Source organism: Edwardsiella anguillarum ET080813 (assembly GCF_000264765.2).
GTDB classification, from domain to species: domain Bacteria; phylum Pseudomonadota; class Gammaproteobacteria; order Enterobacterales; family Enterobacteriaceae; genus Edwardsiella; species Edwardsiella anguillarum.
The window spans coordinates 754,201-768,511 of sequence record NZ_CP006664.1 but is presented as its reverse complement, the minus strand read 5'-3'; the positions used below and the strand labels follow the sequence as shown (position 1 = coordinate 768,511).

At 62.5% G+C, this 14,311-nt stretch carries 14 protein-coding genes, 3 tRNA genes and 1 pseudogene; 9 read left to right on the top strand and 9 right to left on the bottom strand.

The window, feature by feature from the left end; translation table 11 throughout:
• Nucleotides 1-19: 19 nt before the first annotated feature.
• On the bottom strand, nt 20-682 hold the full coding sequence (gene tesA / locus ETEE_RS03555) for a multifunctional acyl-CoA thioesterase I/protease I/lysophospholipase L1 (RefSeq protein ID WP_071844134.1): 663 nt from the start codon (nt 680-682) through the stop codon (nt 20-22).
• On the opposite strand from tesA, the gene ybbA reads away from it, so the two are divergent.
• Both ybbA and ybbP read left to right on the top strand, forming a co-directional pair.
• Nucleotides 650-1,336, top strand: a complete 687-nt coding sequence (gene ybbA, locus ETEE_RS03550; protein WP_034164112.1) for a putative ABC transporter ATP-binding protein YbbA — start codon at nt 650-652, stop codon at nt 1,334-1,336. The two genes, tesA and ybbA, sit on opposite strands and share 33 nt — an antisense overlap.
• Nucleotides 1,333-3,735 carry a putative ABC transporter permease subunit YbbP gene (ybbP, locus tag ETEE_RS03545; protein ID WP_034164113.1) on the top strand — a complete coding sequence of 801 codons (2,403 nt, stop codon included), beginning with the start codon at nt 1,333-1,335 and terminating at the stop codon, nt 3,733-3,735. The genes ybbA and ybbP overlap by 4 nt, the downstream gene beginning before the upstream one ends.
• A 3-nt stretch (nt 3,736-3,738) precedes the next feature.
• Here the strand turns inward: ybbP and purK are convergent, their stop codons facing one another.
• The 4 genes from purK to ppiB form a co-directional block, all read right to left on the bottom strand.
• The gene (gene purK, locus ETEE_RS03540; RefSeq protein ID WP_034164115.1) at nt 3,739-4,809 is read right to left on the bottom strand and encodes a 5-(carboxyamino)imidazole ribonucleotide synthase; all 1,071 of its coding nucleotides are present in this window, start codon (nt 4,807-4,809) and stop codon (nt 3,739-3,741) included.
• Nucleotides 4,806-5,315, bottom strand: a complete 510-nt coding sequence (purE, locus tag ETEE_RS03535; RefSeq protein ID WP_034164117.1) for a 5-(carboxyamino)imidazole ribonucleotide mutase — start codon at nt 5,313-5,315, stop codon at nt 4,806-4,808. Before purE ends, purK begins: the two co-directional genes overlap by 4 nt.
• Before the next feature lie 419 nt (nt 5,316-5,734).
• On the bottom strand, nt 5,735-6,475 hold the full coding sequence (lpxH, locus tag ETEE_RS03530) for a UDP-2,3-diacylglucosamine diphosphatase (RefSeq protein ID WP_034164118.1): 741 nt from the start codon (nt 6,473-6,475) through the stop codon (nt 5,735-5,737).
• Between the two features lie 8 nt (nt 6,476-6,483).
• Nucleotides 6,484-6,978 carry a peptidylprolyl isomerase B gene (gene ppiB / locus ETEE_RS03525; protein WP_034164120.1) on the bottom strand — a complete coding sequence of 165 codons (495 nt, stop codon included), beginning with the start codon at nt 6,976-6,978 and terminating at the stop codon, nt 6,484-6,486.
• Nucleotides 6,979-7,166: 188 nt separating this feature from the next.
• On the opposite strand from ppiB, the gene cysS reads away from it, so the two are divergent.
• Complete coding sequence (gene cysS, locus ETEE_RS03520; protein WP_034164121.1) at nt 7,167-8,552, top strand: cysteine--tRNA ligase; 1,386 nt, start codon at nt 7,167-7,169, stop codon at nt 8,550-8,552.
• 63 nt (nt 8,553-8,615) lie between these two features.
• On the opposite strand, the gene ybcJ is transcribed toward cysS, so the two are convergent.
• Together ybcJ and folD are read right to left on the bottom strand one after the other, a co-directional pair.
• Nucleotides 8,616-8,828, bottom strand: a complete 213-nt coding sequence (ybcJ, locus tag ETEE_RS03515; protein WP_034164123.1) for a ribosome-associated protein YbcJ — start codon at nt 8,826-8,828, stop codon at nt 8,616-8,618.
• Between the two features lie 120 nt (nt 8,829-8,948).
• Complete coding sequence (gene folD, locus ETEE_RS03510; protein ID WP_034164266.1) at nt 8,949-9,806, bottom strand: bifunctional methylenetetrahydrofolate dehydrogenase/methenyltetrahydrofolate cyclohydrolase FolD; 858 nt, start codon at nt 9,804-9,806, stop codon at nt 8,949-8,951.
• A gap of 198 nt (nt 9,807-10,004) precedes the next feature.
• On the opposite strand from folD, the gene ETEE_RS03505 reads away from it, so the two are divergent.
• Nucleotides 10,005-10,081, top strand: a tRNA-Arg gene (locus ETEE_RS03505).
• A gap of 36 nt (nt 10,082-10,117) precedes the next feature.
• Here the strand turns inward: ETEE_RS03505 and ETEE_RS21785 are convergent.
• A pseudogene (locus tag ETEE_RS21785) lies at nt 10,118-10,300 on the bottom strand (integrase); the annotation flags it as partial.
• 517 nt (nt 10,301-10,817) lie between these two features.
• Here ETEE_RS21785 and ETEE_RS03500 point away from each other — a divergent pair.
• The 3 genes from ETEE_RS03500 to ETEE_RS21505 all read left to right on the top strand — a co-directional run bounded on the left by ETEE_RS03500 (nt 10,818) and on the right by ETEE_RS21505 (nt 11,444).
• A tRNA-Gly gene (locus ETEE_RS03500) sits at nt 10,818-10,892 on the top strand.
• Nucleotides 10,893-10,898: 6 nt separating this feature from the next.
• Nucleotides 10,899-10,975: transfer RNA gene (locus ETEE_RS03495), tRNA-OTHER, on the top strand.
• Between the two features lie 328 nt (nt 10,976-11,303).
• Nucleotides 11,304-11,444, top strand: a complete 141-nt coding sequence (locus ETEE_RS21505) for a hypothetical protein (RefSeq protein ID WP_156119368.1) — start codon at nt 11,304-11,306, stop codon at nt 11,442-11,444.
• A 117-nt stretch (nt 11,445-11,561) separates the two neighbouring features.
• Here the strand turns inward: ETEE_RS21505 and ETEE_RS03490 are convergent, their stop codons facing one another.
• On the bottom strand, nt 11,562-11,855 hold the full coding sequence (locus ETEE_RS03490) for a hypothetical protein (RefSeq protein ID WP_034164125.1): 294 nt from the start codon (nt 11,853-11,855) through the stop codon (nt 11,562-11,564).
• 415 nt (nt 11,856-12,270) lie between these two features.
• On the opposite strand from ETEE_RS03490, the gene ETEE_RS03485 reads away from it, so the two are divergent.
• Nucleotides 12,271-13,518 (top strand): chloride channel protein, encoded by a 1,248-nt coding sequence (locus tag ETEE_RS03485; RefSeq protein WP_370634787.1) that lies wholly within the window; start codon nt 12,271-12,273, stop codon nt 13,516-13,518.
• Nucleotides 13,519-13,895: 377 nt separating this feature from the next.
• Complete coding sequence (locus tag ETEE_RS03480) at nt 13,896-14,228, top strand: HdeA/HdeB family chaperone (RefSeq protein WP_034164127.1); 333 nt, start codon at nt 13,896-13,898, stop codon at nt 14,226-14,228.
• The last annotated feature ends 83 nt before the right edge of the window (nt 14,229-14,311 follow it).

The following is a 14,311-nucleotide window of genomic DNA, read 5'->3' as shown; positions in this document are numbered from 1 at the left end:
GGTCGCTGAATATTCATGTTTAATTAATAGACGGCGCACCGTCCTCCGCGCGCGTTAGCTGCGGCAGCAGGCGCTGCGCCATCCAGTCGGCGATAAACGGCTGGGCCAGCGCGTTGGGGTGCAGGCCGTCATCCTGGATCCAGTCGGGGTGGCTGACCACCGCCTCCATGTAAAACGGCAGCAGCACCGTGCCAAAGTGCGCGGCCAGCTGAGGGTAGATAGCCGCGAAGGCGTCGCCGTAGCGCCGGCCGTAGTTGGGCGGCAGGCGGATCTGCATCAGCAGCGGCGTGGCGCCGGCCTGCTGCACCTGTCCGATGACAGCGGACAGCGTAGCGGCGATGGCGTCGGGAGCAACGCCGCGTAGCCCATCGTTGGCCCCTAGCTCAATCAGCACCCAGCGCGGCCGGTGCTGCTGCAGCAGCGCCGGCAGGCGCAGCAGGCCCTGCTCGGCGGTATCGCCGCTGATGCTGGCGTTGATCACCGTCAGCGGCGGGGTACGCCGCTGCCATTGCTGTGCCAGGCGTGCGACCCAGCCCTGCTGTTCCGGCAGGCGATAGGCGGCGCTCAGGCTGTCCCCTAGCACCAGCAGTGTATCGGCACGGGCCGCCGTTAGGCCACACAGGATCATGACCACTATCAGGAGTATTCGATGCCAGCGCAAAACGTAATTGAAGTTCATCATGTCGCCAAACGGGTTGGTGAGGGTGAAAACCAGATCTCCATCCTTACTGCTGTCGACCTGGTTGTCAAACGCGGACAGAGTCTGGCGCTGATCGGTGAGTCGGGATCGGGAAAATCGACGCTGCTGGGGATCTTGGCCGGGCTGGACGATGCCAGCGACGGCGAGGTGCGTCTGCTGGGGCACCCCCTGTCACAGCTGGATGAGGAGGGGCGCGCCGCCCTGCGCGCCCGCGATATCGGCTTTGTGTTTCAATCATTTATGCTGGTTCCGACCCTGACGGCGCTGGAGAACGTACAGCTGCCCGCGCTGCTGCGCGGCGAGAGTGAGCGCGACAGCGGCCAGCGTGCCGCGGCGCTGCTGACGCAGCTGGGGCTGGGGCAGCGCCTGCGCCACCTGCCGGCCCAGCTCTCCGGCGGTGAGCAGCAGCGGGTCGCGCTGGCGCGCGCCTTCAGCGCCCGGCCGCAGATCCTGTTTGCCGATGAACCGACCGGCAACCTGGATCGCCAGACCGGCGATCGCATTGCCGATCTGCTGTTTGAGCTGAACCAGCGCCAAGCGACGACGCTGGTGCTGGTGACCCACGATGTTCAGTTGGCGACACGCTGCCAGCGGCGTCTGCGGCTGGTGGACGGAACGCTGCGGGAGGTCGCGTGATCCGGCGCTGGTTCTGGCGCGAATGGCGTACTCCGTCGCTGCTGATCGTCTGGCTGGCGTTGGCGCTGGCGGTCGCCTGCGTGCTGGCGCTGGGGCGCATTGGCGATCGTCTGGATCAGGGGCTGCAGCGGCAGGGACGCGAGGCGATCGCCGCCGATCGGGTGCTGCGCAGCTATACGCCGGTGCCGGAGGCGTGGCTGGCGCAGGCGCGGCGGGAGGGGATCCGGGTCAGCCAGCAGTGGGTGTTTTCAACCATGGCGTTTGCCGAGGGGAAGCTGCAGCTGGCGGAGGTGAAGGCGGTGGACGACGCCTACCCGCTGTATGGGCGGCTGGATACGCGCCCGTCGCGCCAGATGCCGCGCCCCGGCGAGGCGCTGGTCGCGCCACGGCTGATGGCGCAGCTGGATCTGCGCCCCGGCGATGCCGTGGAGGTGGGGGATATAACGCTGCGGGTGGCCGGCGAGGTCGACCGGGAGCCGGATGGCGGGTTCAGTCTGCTGAGCAGCGCGCCCAGGATGCTGATCGCGCTGGCAGACGCCGAGCGCAGCGGAGTGGTGCAGCCGGGTAGCCGGGTGAGCTACCGCTATGGACTGGCCGGCAGCCGCGAGGCGCTGGCGCGCTATGACGCCTATCTGACGCCGCGCCTGCAGGCGGATCAGCGCCTGACTCAGGCCGCACAGGGCTCGAACGTGTTGGCGCGTACCCTGCAGCGGGCGCAGCAGTTTCTGCTGCTGTCGGCGCTGCTGACGCTGCTGCTGGCCATGGCCGCCGTCAGCGTGGCGATGGGGCACTACTGCCGCCGCCGTCATGCGCTGGTGGCGTTGTTGAAGACGCTGGGCGCCGGGCGGCGTCTGCTGCTGAAGTGGGTGGTCGGACAGTGGCTATGGCTGCTGGGGTCGGCGCTGCTGGTGGGGGCGGGGCTGGGGCTGCTGGTCGAGCGGGGGCTGCTGTGGCTATTGGCGCCGCTGCTGCCCGTCGCGCTGCCGTCGCCCGGTCTCTGGCCCTGGCTGTGGGCGCTGGGGGGGATCCCGCTGATGGCGCTGCTGGTCGCCCTGCGGCCCTATCGTCAGCTGCTGGCGATGCGGCCCCTGCGGGTGCTGCGCGCCGACGCGCCGTGCCCGGTCTGGCCCCTGCGCTACTACCTGCCGCTGATGGCGCTGCTGCTGGGCGCCGGGCTGCTGTGGCTGGTCGGCACCAGCGCACTGATGTGGTCGCTGCTGCTGGGGATGGCTCTGCTGGCCCTGCTGTTGGCGCTGTGCGGCTGGCTGGGGCTGTGGAGCTTGCGCCGACTGGTGCCGGGCAGCCTGACGCTGCGTCTGGCGCTGGGGCGTCTGCTGCGCCAGCCGGGGGCAACCCTGAGCCAGCTGGCGGCCTTTTCGCTCTCTTTTATGCTGCTGGCGCTGCTGTTGATGCTGCGCGGCGATCTGCTCGATCGCTGGCGCCAGCAGCTGCCGCCCGACAGCCCCAACTACTTTCTGCTCAACATCAGCGCGGCGCAGCGCGAGCCGCTGCAGGCGTTCCTGCACGCCAACGGCGTCACTCCGCAGCCGTTTTATCCCATTGCGTTGGCGCGGCTGACGGCGATCAACGGGCGCCCGCCGGCGACGCAGGGGGGCGATGAGTCTCTGAACCGTGAGCTGAACCTCACCTGGCTGGCGTCGCTGCCGCCTGGAAACCCGCTGCTGGCCGGAGAGTGGCCGTCGGGCGCGGGGGGCGTCTCCGTGGAGCAAGGGGTGGCTGAACGCCTGGGTCTGACGCTGGGAGATAGCCTGACGTTTAGCGGCGACAGTCGCCAGTTCAGCGCCCGAGTGACCAGCCTGCGGCGGGTGGACTGGGAGAGTCTGCGCCCCAACTTCTACTTCATTTTTCCGCCCGGCGGGCTGGAGGGGCAGCCGCAAACCTGGCTCACCAGCCTGCGCTATGACGGCGATACGCGGTTCTTGGCTGAGCTTAACCGCCGCTTTCCGACCCTGACGCTGGTGGATATGGGCGCCCTGCTGCTGCAGGCGCGTCAGATATTGGATCAGGTGGGGCGAGCGCTGGAGGTGATGGTGCTGCTGGTGGTGCTGTGTGGGGGCCTGCTGCTGTTGGCGCAGGTACAGGTGGGGATGGATCAGCGCCGTCAGGAGCTGCAGATCTACCGGATCCTGGGCGCTTCGCGGCGGGTGCTGCGCCGCACTCTGTATGCCGAATTCATGCTGCTGGGGCTTGCGGCGGGCGCGGTGGCCGCGGCCGCGGCCGAGGGGGCGCTGTGGCTGCTGCAGCGGCAGGTGTTTGACTTTCCCTGGCAGCCCGCCTGGCCGATGTGGCTGTTGTTGCCGCCGGGCGCCGCGCTGCTGCTGGGGTGCTGCGGCGCCGGGCTGGGAAGAGGGCTGCTGCGGCGCCCCTCTGCGCGCTGATGCTCAGCTCAGCCGTGCGCCGGCCCAGGCCAGGGCGTCCTGGTACTCCGCCGGCAGCTGGCCGCGCAGGGTGTCCAGGGCGCTGACCAGTCGTTGGGACTGGAAGTGGTTCAGGTTGAGATGGCCCACCTTGCGCCCCGGACGAACCGCCTTATCGTACCAGTGCAGGTGCACCAGCGGACCGGCTAGCCATGCGGTGTCCAGCGCGGTGCCGATCAGGTTGATCATCACGGAGGGGGTGGAGACATCCGGGTGCGGCAGCGGCAGGCCGAGCAGCGCGCGCAGGTGCAGCTCGAACTGGCTGATCGAGGCGCCGTTCTGGGTCCAGTGTCCGCTGTTGTGTACGCGCGGCGCTAGCTCGTTAATCAGCAGGGTGTCGTCATCCACCACGAAACACTCCATCGCCATGACGCCGACGTACTCCAGGCGCTGCATGATGCGCTGCAGCATCGTCTGCGCCTTCTCCTGCAGAAAGCTTTCCGGCTGCGGAAAGACCAGGCTGGCGCGCAGAATGCCGTCCTGGTGCAGGTTATGGGTGAGGGGATAGAAAACGCAGCGGTCATCCCGAGCGCGGGCGCCGATCAGCGAGACCTCGCCGATGAAGTTTATCCCTTGCTCGACGATACACTGCCCGTAGACCTCGGCATCCAGCTGGGTTTCAGCGCCGGGGCGGATACGCCACTGACCGCGACCGTCATAGCCGCCGGTGCGGCGCTTGACGATGGCCAGCGGTCCGAGGCGTTCAAACAGGGCGGGCCACTGTGCTGGGGTGGCCAGCAGCGCCCAGGGCGCCGTCGGTAGGCCCAGTTCGTCCAGCAATTGCTTTTGGCTGTAGCGATCGGCCAGCTGTGGGAAGATATCGCGGTTGATAAAGCCCGGGTGGCGGGCCAGCTCGCGGGTCAGCGGCGTGTCGGGCCAGCGCTCTATCTCGGCGGTGATCACCGCCTGCTGCCAGGGCACGCTGTGCGGATCGGCCTCGATACCCACCGGATAGACCGGGATCCCCAGCGGCTCTCCGGCCTGACGCAGCATGCGTCCCAGCTGGCCGTCGCCCAGTACGCAAACCGGCTTCATGCGTCCTCCCGCGGATCGGGATGGTTGAGCACGTCGTCGCTCTGCGCCTGGCGCCAGGCGGCCAGGCGGCGGCTCAGCGGCTCGTCATGCAGCGCCAGGATCTGGGCCGCCAGCAGGGCGGCATTGGCCGCCCCCGCCTTGCCGATGGCCAGGGTGCCAACTGGGATGCCGCGCGGCATCTGCACTATCGAGTACAGGCTGTCGACCCCATTCAGCGCGGCGCTCTGTACCGGTACGCCCAGCACCGGCAGCAGGGTTTTGGCCGCCAGCATGCCGGGCAGGTGGGCCGCGCCGCCGGCGCCGGCGATGATCACCTGCAGCCCGCGCGCCGCCGCCTGCTCGGCAAAGTGAAACAGCTTATCCGGAGTACGGTGCGCTGATACCACCTCTACGTGGCAGGACAGTTCAAGCTGAGTCAGGATTTCGGCGGCGAACTGCAGAGTGGCCCAATCGCTTTTGGACCCCATGACGATGGCGATCCTGGCCGGTGCGGCGCTGGCGGACATGAATGGCGTGCTCCTCTAACTCGGTGGCGGTGACATGGCCGCCCGATCCCGGCGGCCCTGCAAATAAGAGGGGCAAAGCATAGCATAGCTTCGCCGGTGAGGAAAACGTTTGCGTGGCCGCCGCGCCGGGGAAAGATAGCCCCGTTACGCCGTCATGCGCTGGAAACCTCAACGACAAAAGCCGTCGTCCTGGAAGGGCTCTGCGGGGGCCTCAGCCGTTCGACGCCAGAGAGTCTGACGCCATCGTGTTTAAGCGCCGCCGATGGGGGGAGTCGCGATGCGACTCTCCTGCGGCGGCCTTCCGTATCGCTGGCGTTGTCGGCGGGGGAGGGCGGAATACGCGCCCAGGCGTACGCGGCGTAGGCCGGCATGGCGCTATATCAGCTCACGCTGGCGAGGGTTAACCGCGCCGCGATGGGTTAGTCCTCGGCGGGGTGAGCGGGCAGTTCGATCAGGTGTATCCCCTGAGCGTCGACCCGGATCATCGAGCCGTGGGTATGCCAGGCTCCCAGCACCGCGCGCAGGGCGCCGCGGCCATCGTCCAGGCTAAAGTGGTGCAGGGCCGGGCGGTGGGTATGGCCGTGGATCATGCGCTGAACGCCGTGGCGCCGCAGGGTGGCGCAGACCGTCTCCTGGTTGACGTCCATGATGGTCATCGCCTTGGCGCTGTTGCTACGCTGGCTCTGTCGGCGCATGCCTGCGGCGATCTTCAGGCGCAGACGTAGGGGAAGGCGGCGGAACAGCCACTGCAGCAGGGGGTTATGAACCCGGCGTCGGTAGCGCTGGTAGTCGCGATCGTCGCTGCACAGGGTATCGCCGTGCAGCAGCAGAATAGGCTGACCGTACAGCGTAATGATCTGTTCGTCGGGCAGCAGAGTCATGCCGCAGCGCTTGGCATAGGACTTACCCAGTAAAAAATCGCGGTTGCCGCAGATGAAGTAGCAGGGAACGCCGCTGTCGCTCAGACGGCGCAGCGCCTCGGCGACCTGCCGGTGCAGCGGCTGGGGGTCATCATCGCCTATCCAGTAGTCGAAAAAGTCGCCCAGAATGTACAGGGCTTCTGCCTTAGGGGCTTCTTCGGCAAGAAAACGCAGAAAACCGGCGGTGATCGCCGGTTCCTGTTGGCTGAGGTGTAAATCAGCGATAAACAGCGTTGCCATTCGGGCGATTATTCGCTCACGGTAACGCTTTGGATGATCACGTCTTCACGCGGAACATCCTGGTGCATGCCGTTACGGCCGGTGGAGACACCCTTGATCTTGTCGACCACGTCCATGCCTTCCACCACTTCGGCGAATACGGCATAGCCCCAGCCGTCCGGGCGCTCGGAGCGGAAGTTGAGGAAGTCGTTATCAACGACGTTGATGAAGAACTGGGCGGTCGCAGAGTGCGGATCGTTGGTGCGCGCCATGGACAGCGTGCCACGGGTATTCTTCAGGCCATTGTTGGCTTCATTCTTGATCGGTGCCTTGGTGGCTTTCTGTTTCATGCCCGGCTCGAAACCGCCGCCCTGGATCATGAAGCCATCGATCACGCGGTGAAAGATGGTGTTGTCGTAGAAGCCGTCACGGCAGTATTCCAGGAAGTTGGCAACGGTAGCCGGTGCTTTGTCGTCAAAGGTTTTGATGACGATGTCACCATGATTGGTGTGGAAAGTAACCATAACAATAATCCTGTTTTATGATGATTGAAGCAAGCGGGATGATTGTAGCCGATGCCCCTGCCGCTGGCACCTCTTTCTCCGGGAATATTCGCCGTGCGCCGCTCCCGGGCTTCATTCTCTCCGGGCGCTGCGTTAGTATAACCTTTACGTTTCTATCCTGTTATCAGCAACTATCACGGATACCCCCGATGCTTAAAATCTTTAATACACTCAGTCGCCAGAAAGAGGAATTTAAACCCATCCATGCCGGTGAAGTCGGTATGTATGTGTGTGGGGTAACCATTTACGACCTGTGTCACATCGGCCACGGTCGTACCTTTGTCTGTTTCGACGTGGTGGCCCGCTACCTGCGCTACCTGGGCTACAGGCTGAAGTATGTGCGTAACGTGACCGACGTGGACGATAAAATCATCAAGCGTGCGCTGGAGAACAAAGAGAGCTGCGAGCAACTGACCGAGCGTATGCTGGCGGAGATGCATCGCGATTTCGACGCCCTGAACATCGCCCGTCCCGACGTGGAGCCGCGCGCGACCCACCATATCGCTGAGATCATCGCGCTGGTAGAGCAGTTGATCGCCCGCGATCATGCCTACGTGGCCAGCAACGGCGACGTGATGTTCGCCGTCGATACCGATCCGGACTACGGCGTGCTGTCGCGCCAGGATCTGGAGCAGCTGCAGGCCGGTGCGCGGGTGGAGGTGGCCGACGTGAAGCGTAACCCGATGGACTTTGTGCTGTGGAAGATGTCTAAGCCGGGCGAGCCGAGCTGGTCGTCACCGTGGGGCGACGGGCGTCCCGGCTGGCACATCGAGTGTTCGGCGATGAACTGCAAACAGCTAGGGGCGCACTTTGATATTCACGGTGGTGGCTCTGATCTGATGTTCCCGCACCATGAGAACGAGATCGCCCAGTCGACCTGCGCCCACGACGGCGCCTATGTCAACTACTGGATGCACTCCGGCATGGTGATGATCGATCGCGAGAAGATGTCCAAGTCGCTGGGCAACTTCTTCACCATTCGCGACGTGCTAGCGCATTATGACGCAGAGACGGTGCGTTACTTCCTGATGTCCGGCCACTACCGCAGCCAGCTGAACTACAGCGAAGAGAACCTGAAGCAGGCGCGTGCGGCGCTGGAGCGTCTGTATACCGCGCTGCGCGGCACCGACGCCGCGGCGGCGGCGGCGGCGGATGAGACCTTTACCTCTCGCTTCCGGGCGGCGATGGATGATGACTTCAACACGCCGGAGGCCTACTCGGTACTGTTCGACATGGCGCGTGAGATCAACCGCCTGAAAGGGGAAGACATGGCGCAGGCGAATGCGCTGGCGGCGCAGATGCGCGGCCTGGCCCACGTACTCGGGCTGCTGGAGCAGACGCCGGAGCACTTCCTGCAGAGCGGCGCCGCGGCAGGCGACGACGAGGTTGCGCAGATCGAGGCGCTGATCAAGCAGCGCAACGACGCCCGCGCCGCCAAGGCATGGGCGCTTGCCGATGAGGCGCGTGACAGCCTGAATGCGATGGGGATCGTGCTGGAGGATGGGCCGCAGGGCACTACCTGGCGGCGTAAGTAAGGCCGAGTGATAACGCGCAAAAAGCCGGACCCGGGTCCGGCTTTTTTACGTTTGACGCTCAGCTTAGGCGATGACGCGCGCCTGCTGCCCGGCGAAGTCGACCACCTGGCCTGCGACAATCTTTGCGCGCTTGCGCGTTTCGATCGCGCCGTCGACCTTGACCTGGCCCTCGGCGATCAGGTTTTTGGCCTGGGCGCCGCTGTCGCACCAGCCCTGCAGCTTCAGCAGATCGCACAGCTCGACGTGCGGGTGATTGTCCAGATGGAAAGTTTGCATGGTCTTTTCTCTTGCCTTAAAAATTAACCGCCGCGCGGGCGGACACGCCGCTATTGTGCCAGCCTGCAGCGCCTGGCGCACGGGAAAGCTGCGTCTGGGGTGCGATGGCGCGCCGAGGACTTAGCGATCGTGAAACGCCTCACAGGCCTGCAGGGTGTTCTGCATCAGGGTGGCGACGGTCATCGGCCCGACGCCGCCGGGGACCGGGGTGATCCAGCTGGCGCGCTGGGCGGCACCGGCAAAGTCGACGTCGCCGACCACTTTACCGCTCTCCAGCCGATTGATGCCGACATCGATCACCACCGCGCCGGGCTTGACCCATTCGCCGGGGATAAAGCCGGGTTTACCGACGGCGGCGACGATCAGATCGGCGCGCTCGACGTGCTGCTGCAGGTTACGGGTGCGGCTGTGGGTGATGGTGGTGGTGCAGCCGGCCAGCAGCAGCTCCAGCGCCATCGGTCTCCCCACGATGTTGGAGGCGCCGACCATCACGGCATCCATCCCCTGGGTTTCGATGCCGCAGCGCTCCAGCAGGGTAATGATGCCGCGCGGGGTGCAGGGGCGCAGCTTGGGAGTGCGCTGACACAGGCGGCCCAGGTTGTAAGGGTGAAAGCCATCCACGTCTTTGTCCGGATGGATGCGTTCCAGCACGCGGCTGTTATCGATGCCGGCGGGCAGCGGCAGCTGTACCAGAATGCCATCGATGGCCGCGTCTGCGTTGAGTGTATCGATCAGCGCAAGCAGCTGGGCCTCATCGGCACTGTCCGGCAACGCATAGGAGCGGGAGAGAAAGCCGACCTCTTCACAGGCGCGCTGTTTACTGCCGACGTAGATGCGGGAGGCTGGATCGTCACCGACCATGATAACCGCCAGTCCCGGCGCCCGTTTGCCGTCCGCCAGGCGCTGTCGCACCCGTGTCGCCACTTCGCTTCTGACCTGCTGCGCAATCGTTTTCCCATCAATAATTTTTGCTGTCATGGTGAGCTGATCCATCCTGGTTATGTTGCGGGGATAACGCCATTGTCGCAAATGGCTGGCCCGCTGTCAGGTGAATATTGATCTCCATCAATACCCGATAGGCGCGTTTTACAGTGAAAGGCATTGACTCACCCGAGTGGGGCCGTATAATCCCATTCCGCCTGAAACATCAGGCAGATGCACCGGTTGTTTTCCGATGCGCCCTTAGCTCAGTCGGATAGAGCAACGGCCTTCTAAGCCGTGGGTCGCAGGTTCGAATCCTGCAGGGCGCACCATTGAAAATCAATGCGTTACGCGATTTTCAATCCTGCCTATTTTCCCTCCTGTGTCGTTTTTGTGTCGTTAATTGCCAAAAGTGGGTCGATTTTTCTGGCGTACTCGGTAAGGTGATCGACTGCCAGACGTGCATAGCCTCGTACCATTGCGCTTGCTCCCCATCCGCCCACTCCTGGCAAAACAGCGAGTGGAACACCCGATTGTATGAGCCAGATCGCTCAGACGGGGCCCAGAGCGTGAACATGACACGCCTTAATCGTAGTGCGGAGATGTGCTGCCCTAACGCTCTGCGAGAGGGTGGCGATAACGCCTAAAGAGCGCGCGATCTGCGGGCCGATGGGCTAGCGCTGTTATCCTACGCATTGAGGGTCGTCGATTGACGCGCCCTTCGCGCCCTGGCGATATAATCCGTGGGCGCGATGATGTGCGGGGGCTGGATGGCGCCCTGCACAGTAATACCGAGGGGTAAACGGTAAGAGGCGGGGCAGCCCAGAGCGCGCCCTGCTGCGCTGTGTGAGGAATATCTGAAAATCTCCTTGAGCCATTGCTCATCGCTACGGTCATCGATAACATCCCCCACCGCGGTAATGAGACCCCTGGTTAGCGTCGGCTGCGGCAGTCTGGGGATAACTCTCCCTTGTTTACAGTGCTTGCCCCTTTAGCTCAGAGAGGCGTGGGCTAAAGGCTCATAACCGATTGGTCGCTGGCTCAAAGTCAGCAAGGGCCACCATATAGGCGGGCATCGTATAATGGCCATTACCTCAGCCTTCCAAGCTGATGATGCGGGTTCGATTCCCGCTGCCCGCTCCAATCTATCCGCCACTAGCTCAGTTTGGTAGAGCCGATAACCTTGAGGTTGTAGGTGCGAGGTTCGAGGCCTCGGTGGCGGACCACATTTAGCACAGCATTCAGCGATGAAGGGTTTCCCGGAGCGTTTACTGTGCATCCCTAGTTCGGTTTAGCTAGCCACACAATAATCGCCCTCCATCGCATTCTCCACGTTGCTCGTATCGACTTGCCCAAGAAAGCCCATAATGTGCGGCAACGCACCACACGCCGATATCTCGACGATCCTGTGTCCTGCCCTCCCTGCGATCGGATGAATCAACGCGCTCTAATCGGCCATCTTTAAAACCATGCCTTCTCGGCCGTGTGGCGTCATTCTGCCGCCGCCGATCTGCTGGCCGCAGGGCAACGGCAGAGAGGACTCACGCAGCACCGGTGGCCGCACGTTTCACCGTGCGCGGCGCCACCGCTCGGCAAGAGGGAGCCCTGATCGTGGAGGCATGGGGGATGGGATTGCCGTCTTCAGGCTACATCATTGCGGTGGCGCAGGATGATGAGATCGCCCTATTATTTTGATGCGGCGCCTGCTCGCGATGACCGATGGATCGCCAGACGTGTCATGTTGGTCAGGTTGATAAAATGCCTTATATTCGCCGAAGACCCCATCGCATGCGGCGATGGGGTTATTCCAGGTTAAGCTACCTTTTCAAAGTTTCCGATAGCATATTTGGCAGACCCCTCCTTTTTCTTCAGCGTACCGGGATGGCTGGCATCAATATAGCAGGTGCCCTTTGCGCCAAAGCCTTTGCTATCAGGAAGATCGGCCCAATTTAATACAACGGATTGATCCTGTGGGTCAATAACACCAAAGCCTACGTTATGGCAGCCGTTGCCTGATCCGGAAACAAATACGGCATTTCCATCTTGCGTAATCTGATAGGTCATTCCATCGCCATGACATAGCCACTTGCCAGTTAAATTCTGCATATGAATTTCCTTTGGGGATAGAGAGATTGTCCTACTCAATTAACGTTGCGGTGCACCCAGCAATATAAGGAATAGCATAGGCAAGGATAACCCGCAGTGGTTTTATCCTGTTAAAACTTGTCATGGGTCAAACTTATCGGCTTGCAATGTTTTATATATTGCGCACCCAATAGTTCTCGCGCGATATATACAGTATGGCTGAATGTCATTATTTATCGGAGTCGGCGTATTTATTCTTCTCTTGAGCGATGAATAACCCAGCTTTTTATTATAAGCGCGTAGATGGCGGCGCTCGCTCTCTGACGTGTAAGAAAAGATAACAATATTGACGCAGCCGCGGCAGGATAGCCTGGCACAGGCTGTGCTATGGTCACCCACTGTGATGAATGGGTGACGGACGGTGACGGTGAGTAAGCTGGGTGACATATTGCATTGGCGGCGCTGGGGCCGCTTTACGCTGGCGACGCTGCTGACGGGGGGGATCGCTGGGGGGGCGGGATGGCTGGTCGCCCTGCTGCTGCACAGCGTGCAGCACCTTGCCTATGGCTATAGCCTGGATGCGGTTATCAGCAGTGAGTCTTTTCTACAGGGGGTCAGCGATGCGCCGGCGTGGCGCCGTTTTACGGCGCTGATGGCGGCGGGCGGCGTAGCCGGCGTGGGGTGGTACGCGCTGTACCGTTATGGACGCCGTCTGGTCAGCGTGCGCGACGTGCTACGCACTCCGCCGCCGCGGATGCCGCCGCGGGAAAGCATACTGCATGCCGCGCTGCAGGTGATTACGGTCGGGATGGGATCGCCGCTGGGGCGGGAGTCTGCGCCGCGGGAGATGGGGGCCCTGGGGGCGGAGCGTCTGGCCTCTGCGCTGGGGGTTACGGCGCAGCAGACGCGTACACTGATTGCCTGCGGCGCCGGGGCTGGCCTGGCGGCGGTGTACAATGTGCCGCTGGCCGGCGCTCTGTTTACGCTGGAGGTGCTGCTGAAGAGCTGGCGGGCGAGGGCGGTGATCCCGGCGCTGGTCTGCTGCGCAGTGGCGACGCTGGTCGCCCGGATCGGACTGGGGGATGAGTACCAATACCATATGCCGGGTTATCGGGTGACGGAGGGGCTGATCCTCTGGTCGCTGCTGTTTGGCCCGCTGTTTGGCTGTGCGGGGGTGCTGTTTGCCCGCCTGGGACGTTTGGCTGAATCTCGCTCTACGCGTGATGTCCGACTGATCCGGGATAATCTGCTGGCCTTTCTGCTGCTGGCGCTGCTCAGTCTGTGGCTACCGCAGCTGCCTGGCAACGGAAAAGGGGCGACCTGGCTCAGCTTTAACAGCGACGTGGGCATTGCGTTGGCCGGACTGCTGCTATGTGCGAAGGTGGCGGTACAGATGGCGGCTCTGCGGGCGGGGGCACGCGGAGGGCTGATGACGCCGGCGTTGGCCAACGGCGCGCTGCTGGCCTGCATCGTGGGGAGTCTGTGGCTGAGGCTGTGGCCGGGCACCGCGCTGGGGGCGTTCGCCGTCGTCGGCGCCGGGGCGTTTTTATCCGCCTCGATGGGAATGCCGCTGACCGCGCTGCTGCTGGTGTTCGAGCTAACCCATATCAGCCCAGACTTTCTGCTGCCGATGCTGTTGGCTATCGTCGGTGCTACGGTGGCGCGCCGTCTACTGGGCCCCTAGGGGCACGGAGTATGTAATTGGCGCCGTCATGGCCTGAGCGCGCGGCGGCGTATGAGATTCTGCGTCGTGCGGTTTTATATCGATGCGCTGTGCGTCTCATCGCTTGAAAATAAATTTATACATTACGTGCGAAGGAAGGTTTTATTTTAATTTATTATCAATAAATGCGCTGCGCGATAATCTCATAAATAAAATCCAGCCTAGCACTGTCATTTTGTCTAATCTATTTGTGGCGCTGAAGTAGTGTCCGAAAATATGTACAGGAGGTGGACTGTTTTTTGCTGCTTTTTATTATGGAAATAAAATAAAAATGATATTTATAAGAGTAGCAGTATCGAGTGCGTCTAACGAGAATATGACTGAATAAGGAGTTGGTGATGAAAAATAAAACAACATTTATTGGTGGTTCCGTACTGGCGCTGACGCTGGCACTGGCTGGCAACGCCTGTGCCCAGGCGCTGACGATGACCACGGTAACCACGCCGGAAACCATGACTTGCCATGAGTTTACCCAGATGAACCCGAAGGCGATGACGCCGGTTATGGTCTGGGTGGTCAATAAGGATCTCGACTATAAAAACGGTGATTATGTTGACTGGCAGAAGGTCCAGACGATCATGGTGCCGCAGGTGATTAAAGTTTGTAAAAAAGAGCCAGGTAAGAAAATTGTCGAATTCCGCAATCAGCTCCAGGAGCTGGTTTCAGAATAACGTCCCAGAATAACGTCCGGTGCGCGCCCTCTGCGCTGAGCGGGCGGCGACCCATACCCATGATGTCACGGAGATAGAGCCTA

What these genes read in the sequence shown, in the direction of transcription:
- ETEE_RS03480 (WP_034164127.1), top strand. Translation starts at nt 13,896, where the DNA reads ATGAAAAATAAAACAACATTTATTGGTGGTTCCGTACTGGCGCTGACG.
- tesA (WP_071844134.1), bottom strand. Translation starts at nt 682, where the DNA reads ATGATGAACTTCAATTACGTTTTGCGCTGGCATCGAATACTCCTGATA.
- ppiB (WP_034164120.1), bottom strand. Translation starts at nt 6,978, where the DNA reads ATGGTTACTTTCCACACCAATCATGGTGACATCGTCATCAAAACCTTT.
- cysS (WP_034164121.1), top strand. Translation starts at nt 7,167, where the DNA reads ATGCTTAAAATCTTTAATACACTCAGTCGCCAGAAAGAGGAATTTAAA.
- folD (WP_034164266.1), bottom strand. Translation starts at nt 9,806, where the DNA reads ATGACAGCAAAAATTATTGATGGGAAAACGATTGCGCAGCAGGTCAGA.
- ETEE_RS03490 (WP_034164125.1), bottom strand. Translation starts at nt 11,855, where the DNA reads ATGCAGAATTTAACTGGCAAGTGGCTATGTCATGGCGATGGAATGACC.
- purE (WP_034164117.1), bottom strand. Translation starts at nt 5,315, where the DNA reads ATGTCCGCCAGCGCCGCACCGGCCAGGATCGCCATCGTCATGGGGTCC.
- purK (WP_034164115.1), bottom strand. Translation starts at nt 4,809, where the DNA reads ATGAAGCCGGTTTGCGTACTGGGCGACGGCCAGCTGGGACGCATGCTG.
- ybcJ (WP_034164123.1), bottom strand. Translation starts at nt 8,828, where the DNA reads ATGCAAACTTTCCATCTGGACAATCACCCGCACGTCGAGCTGTGCGAT.
- lpxH (WP_034164118.1), bottom strand. Translation starts at nt 6,475, where the DNA reads ATGGCAACGCTGTTTATCGCTGATTTACACCTCAGCCAACAGGAACCG.
- ybbA (WP_034164112.1), top strand. Translation starts at nt 650, where the DNA reads ATGCCAGCGCAAAACGTAATTGAAGTTCATCATGTCGCCAAACGGGTT.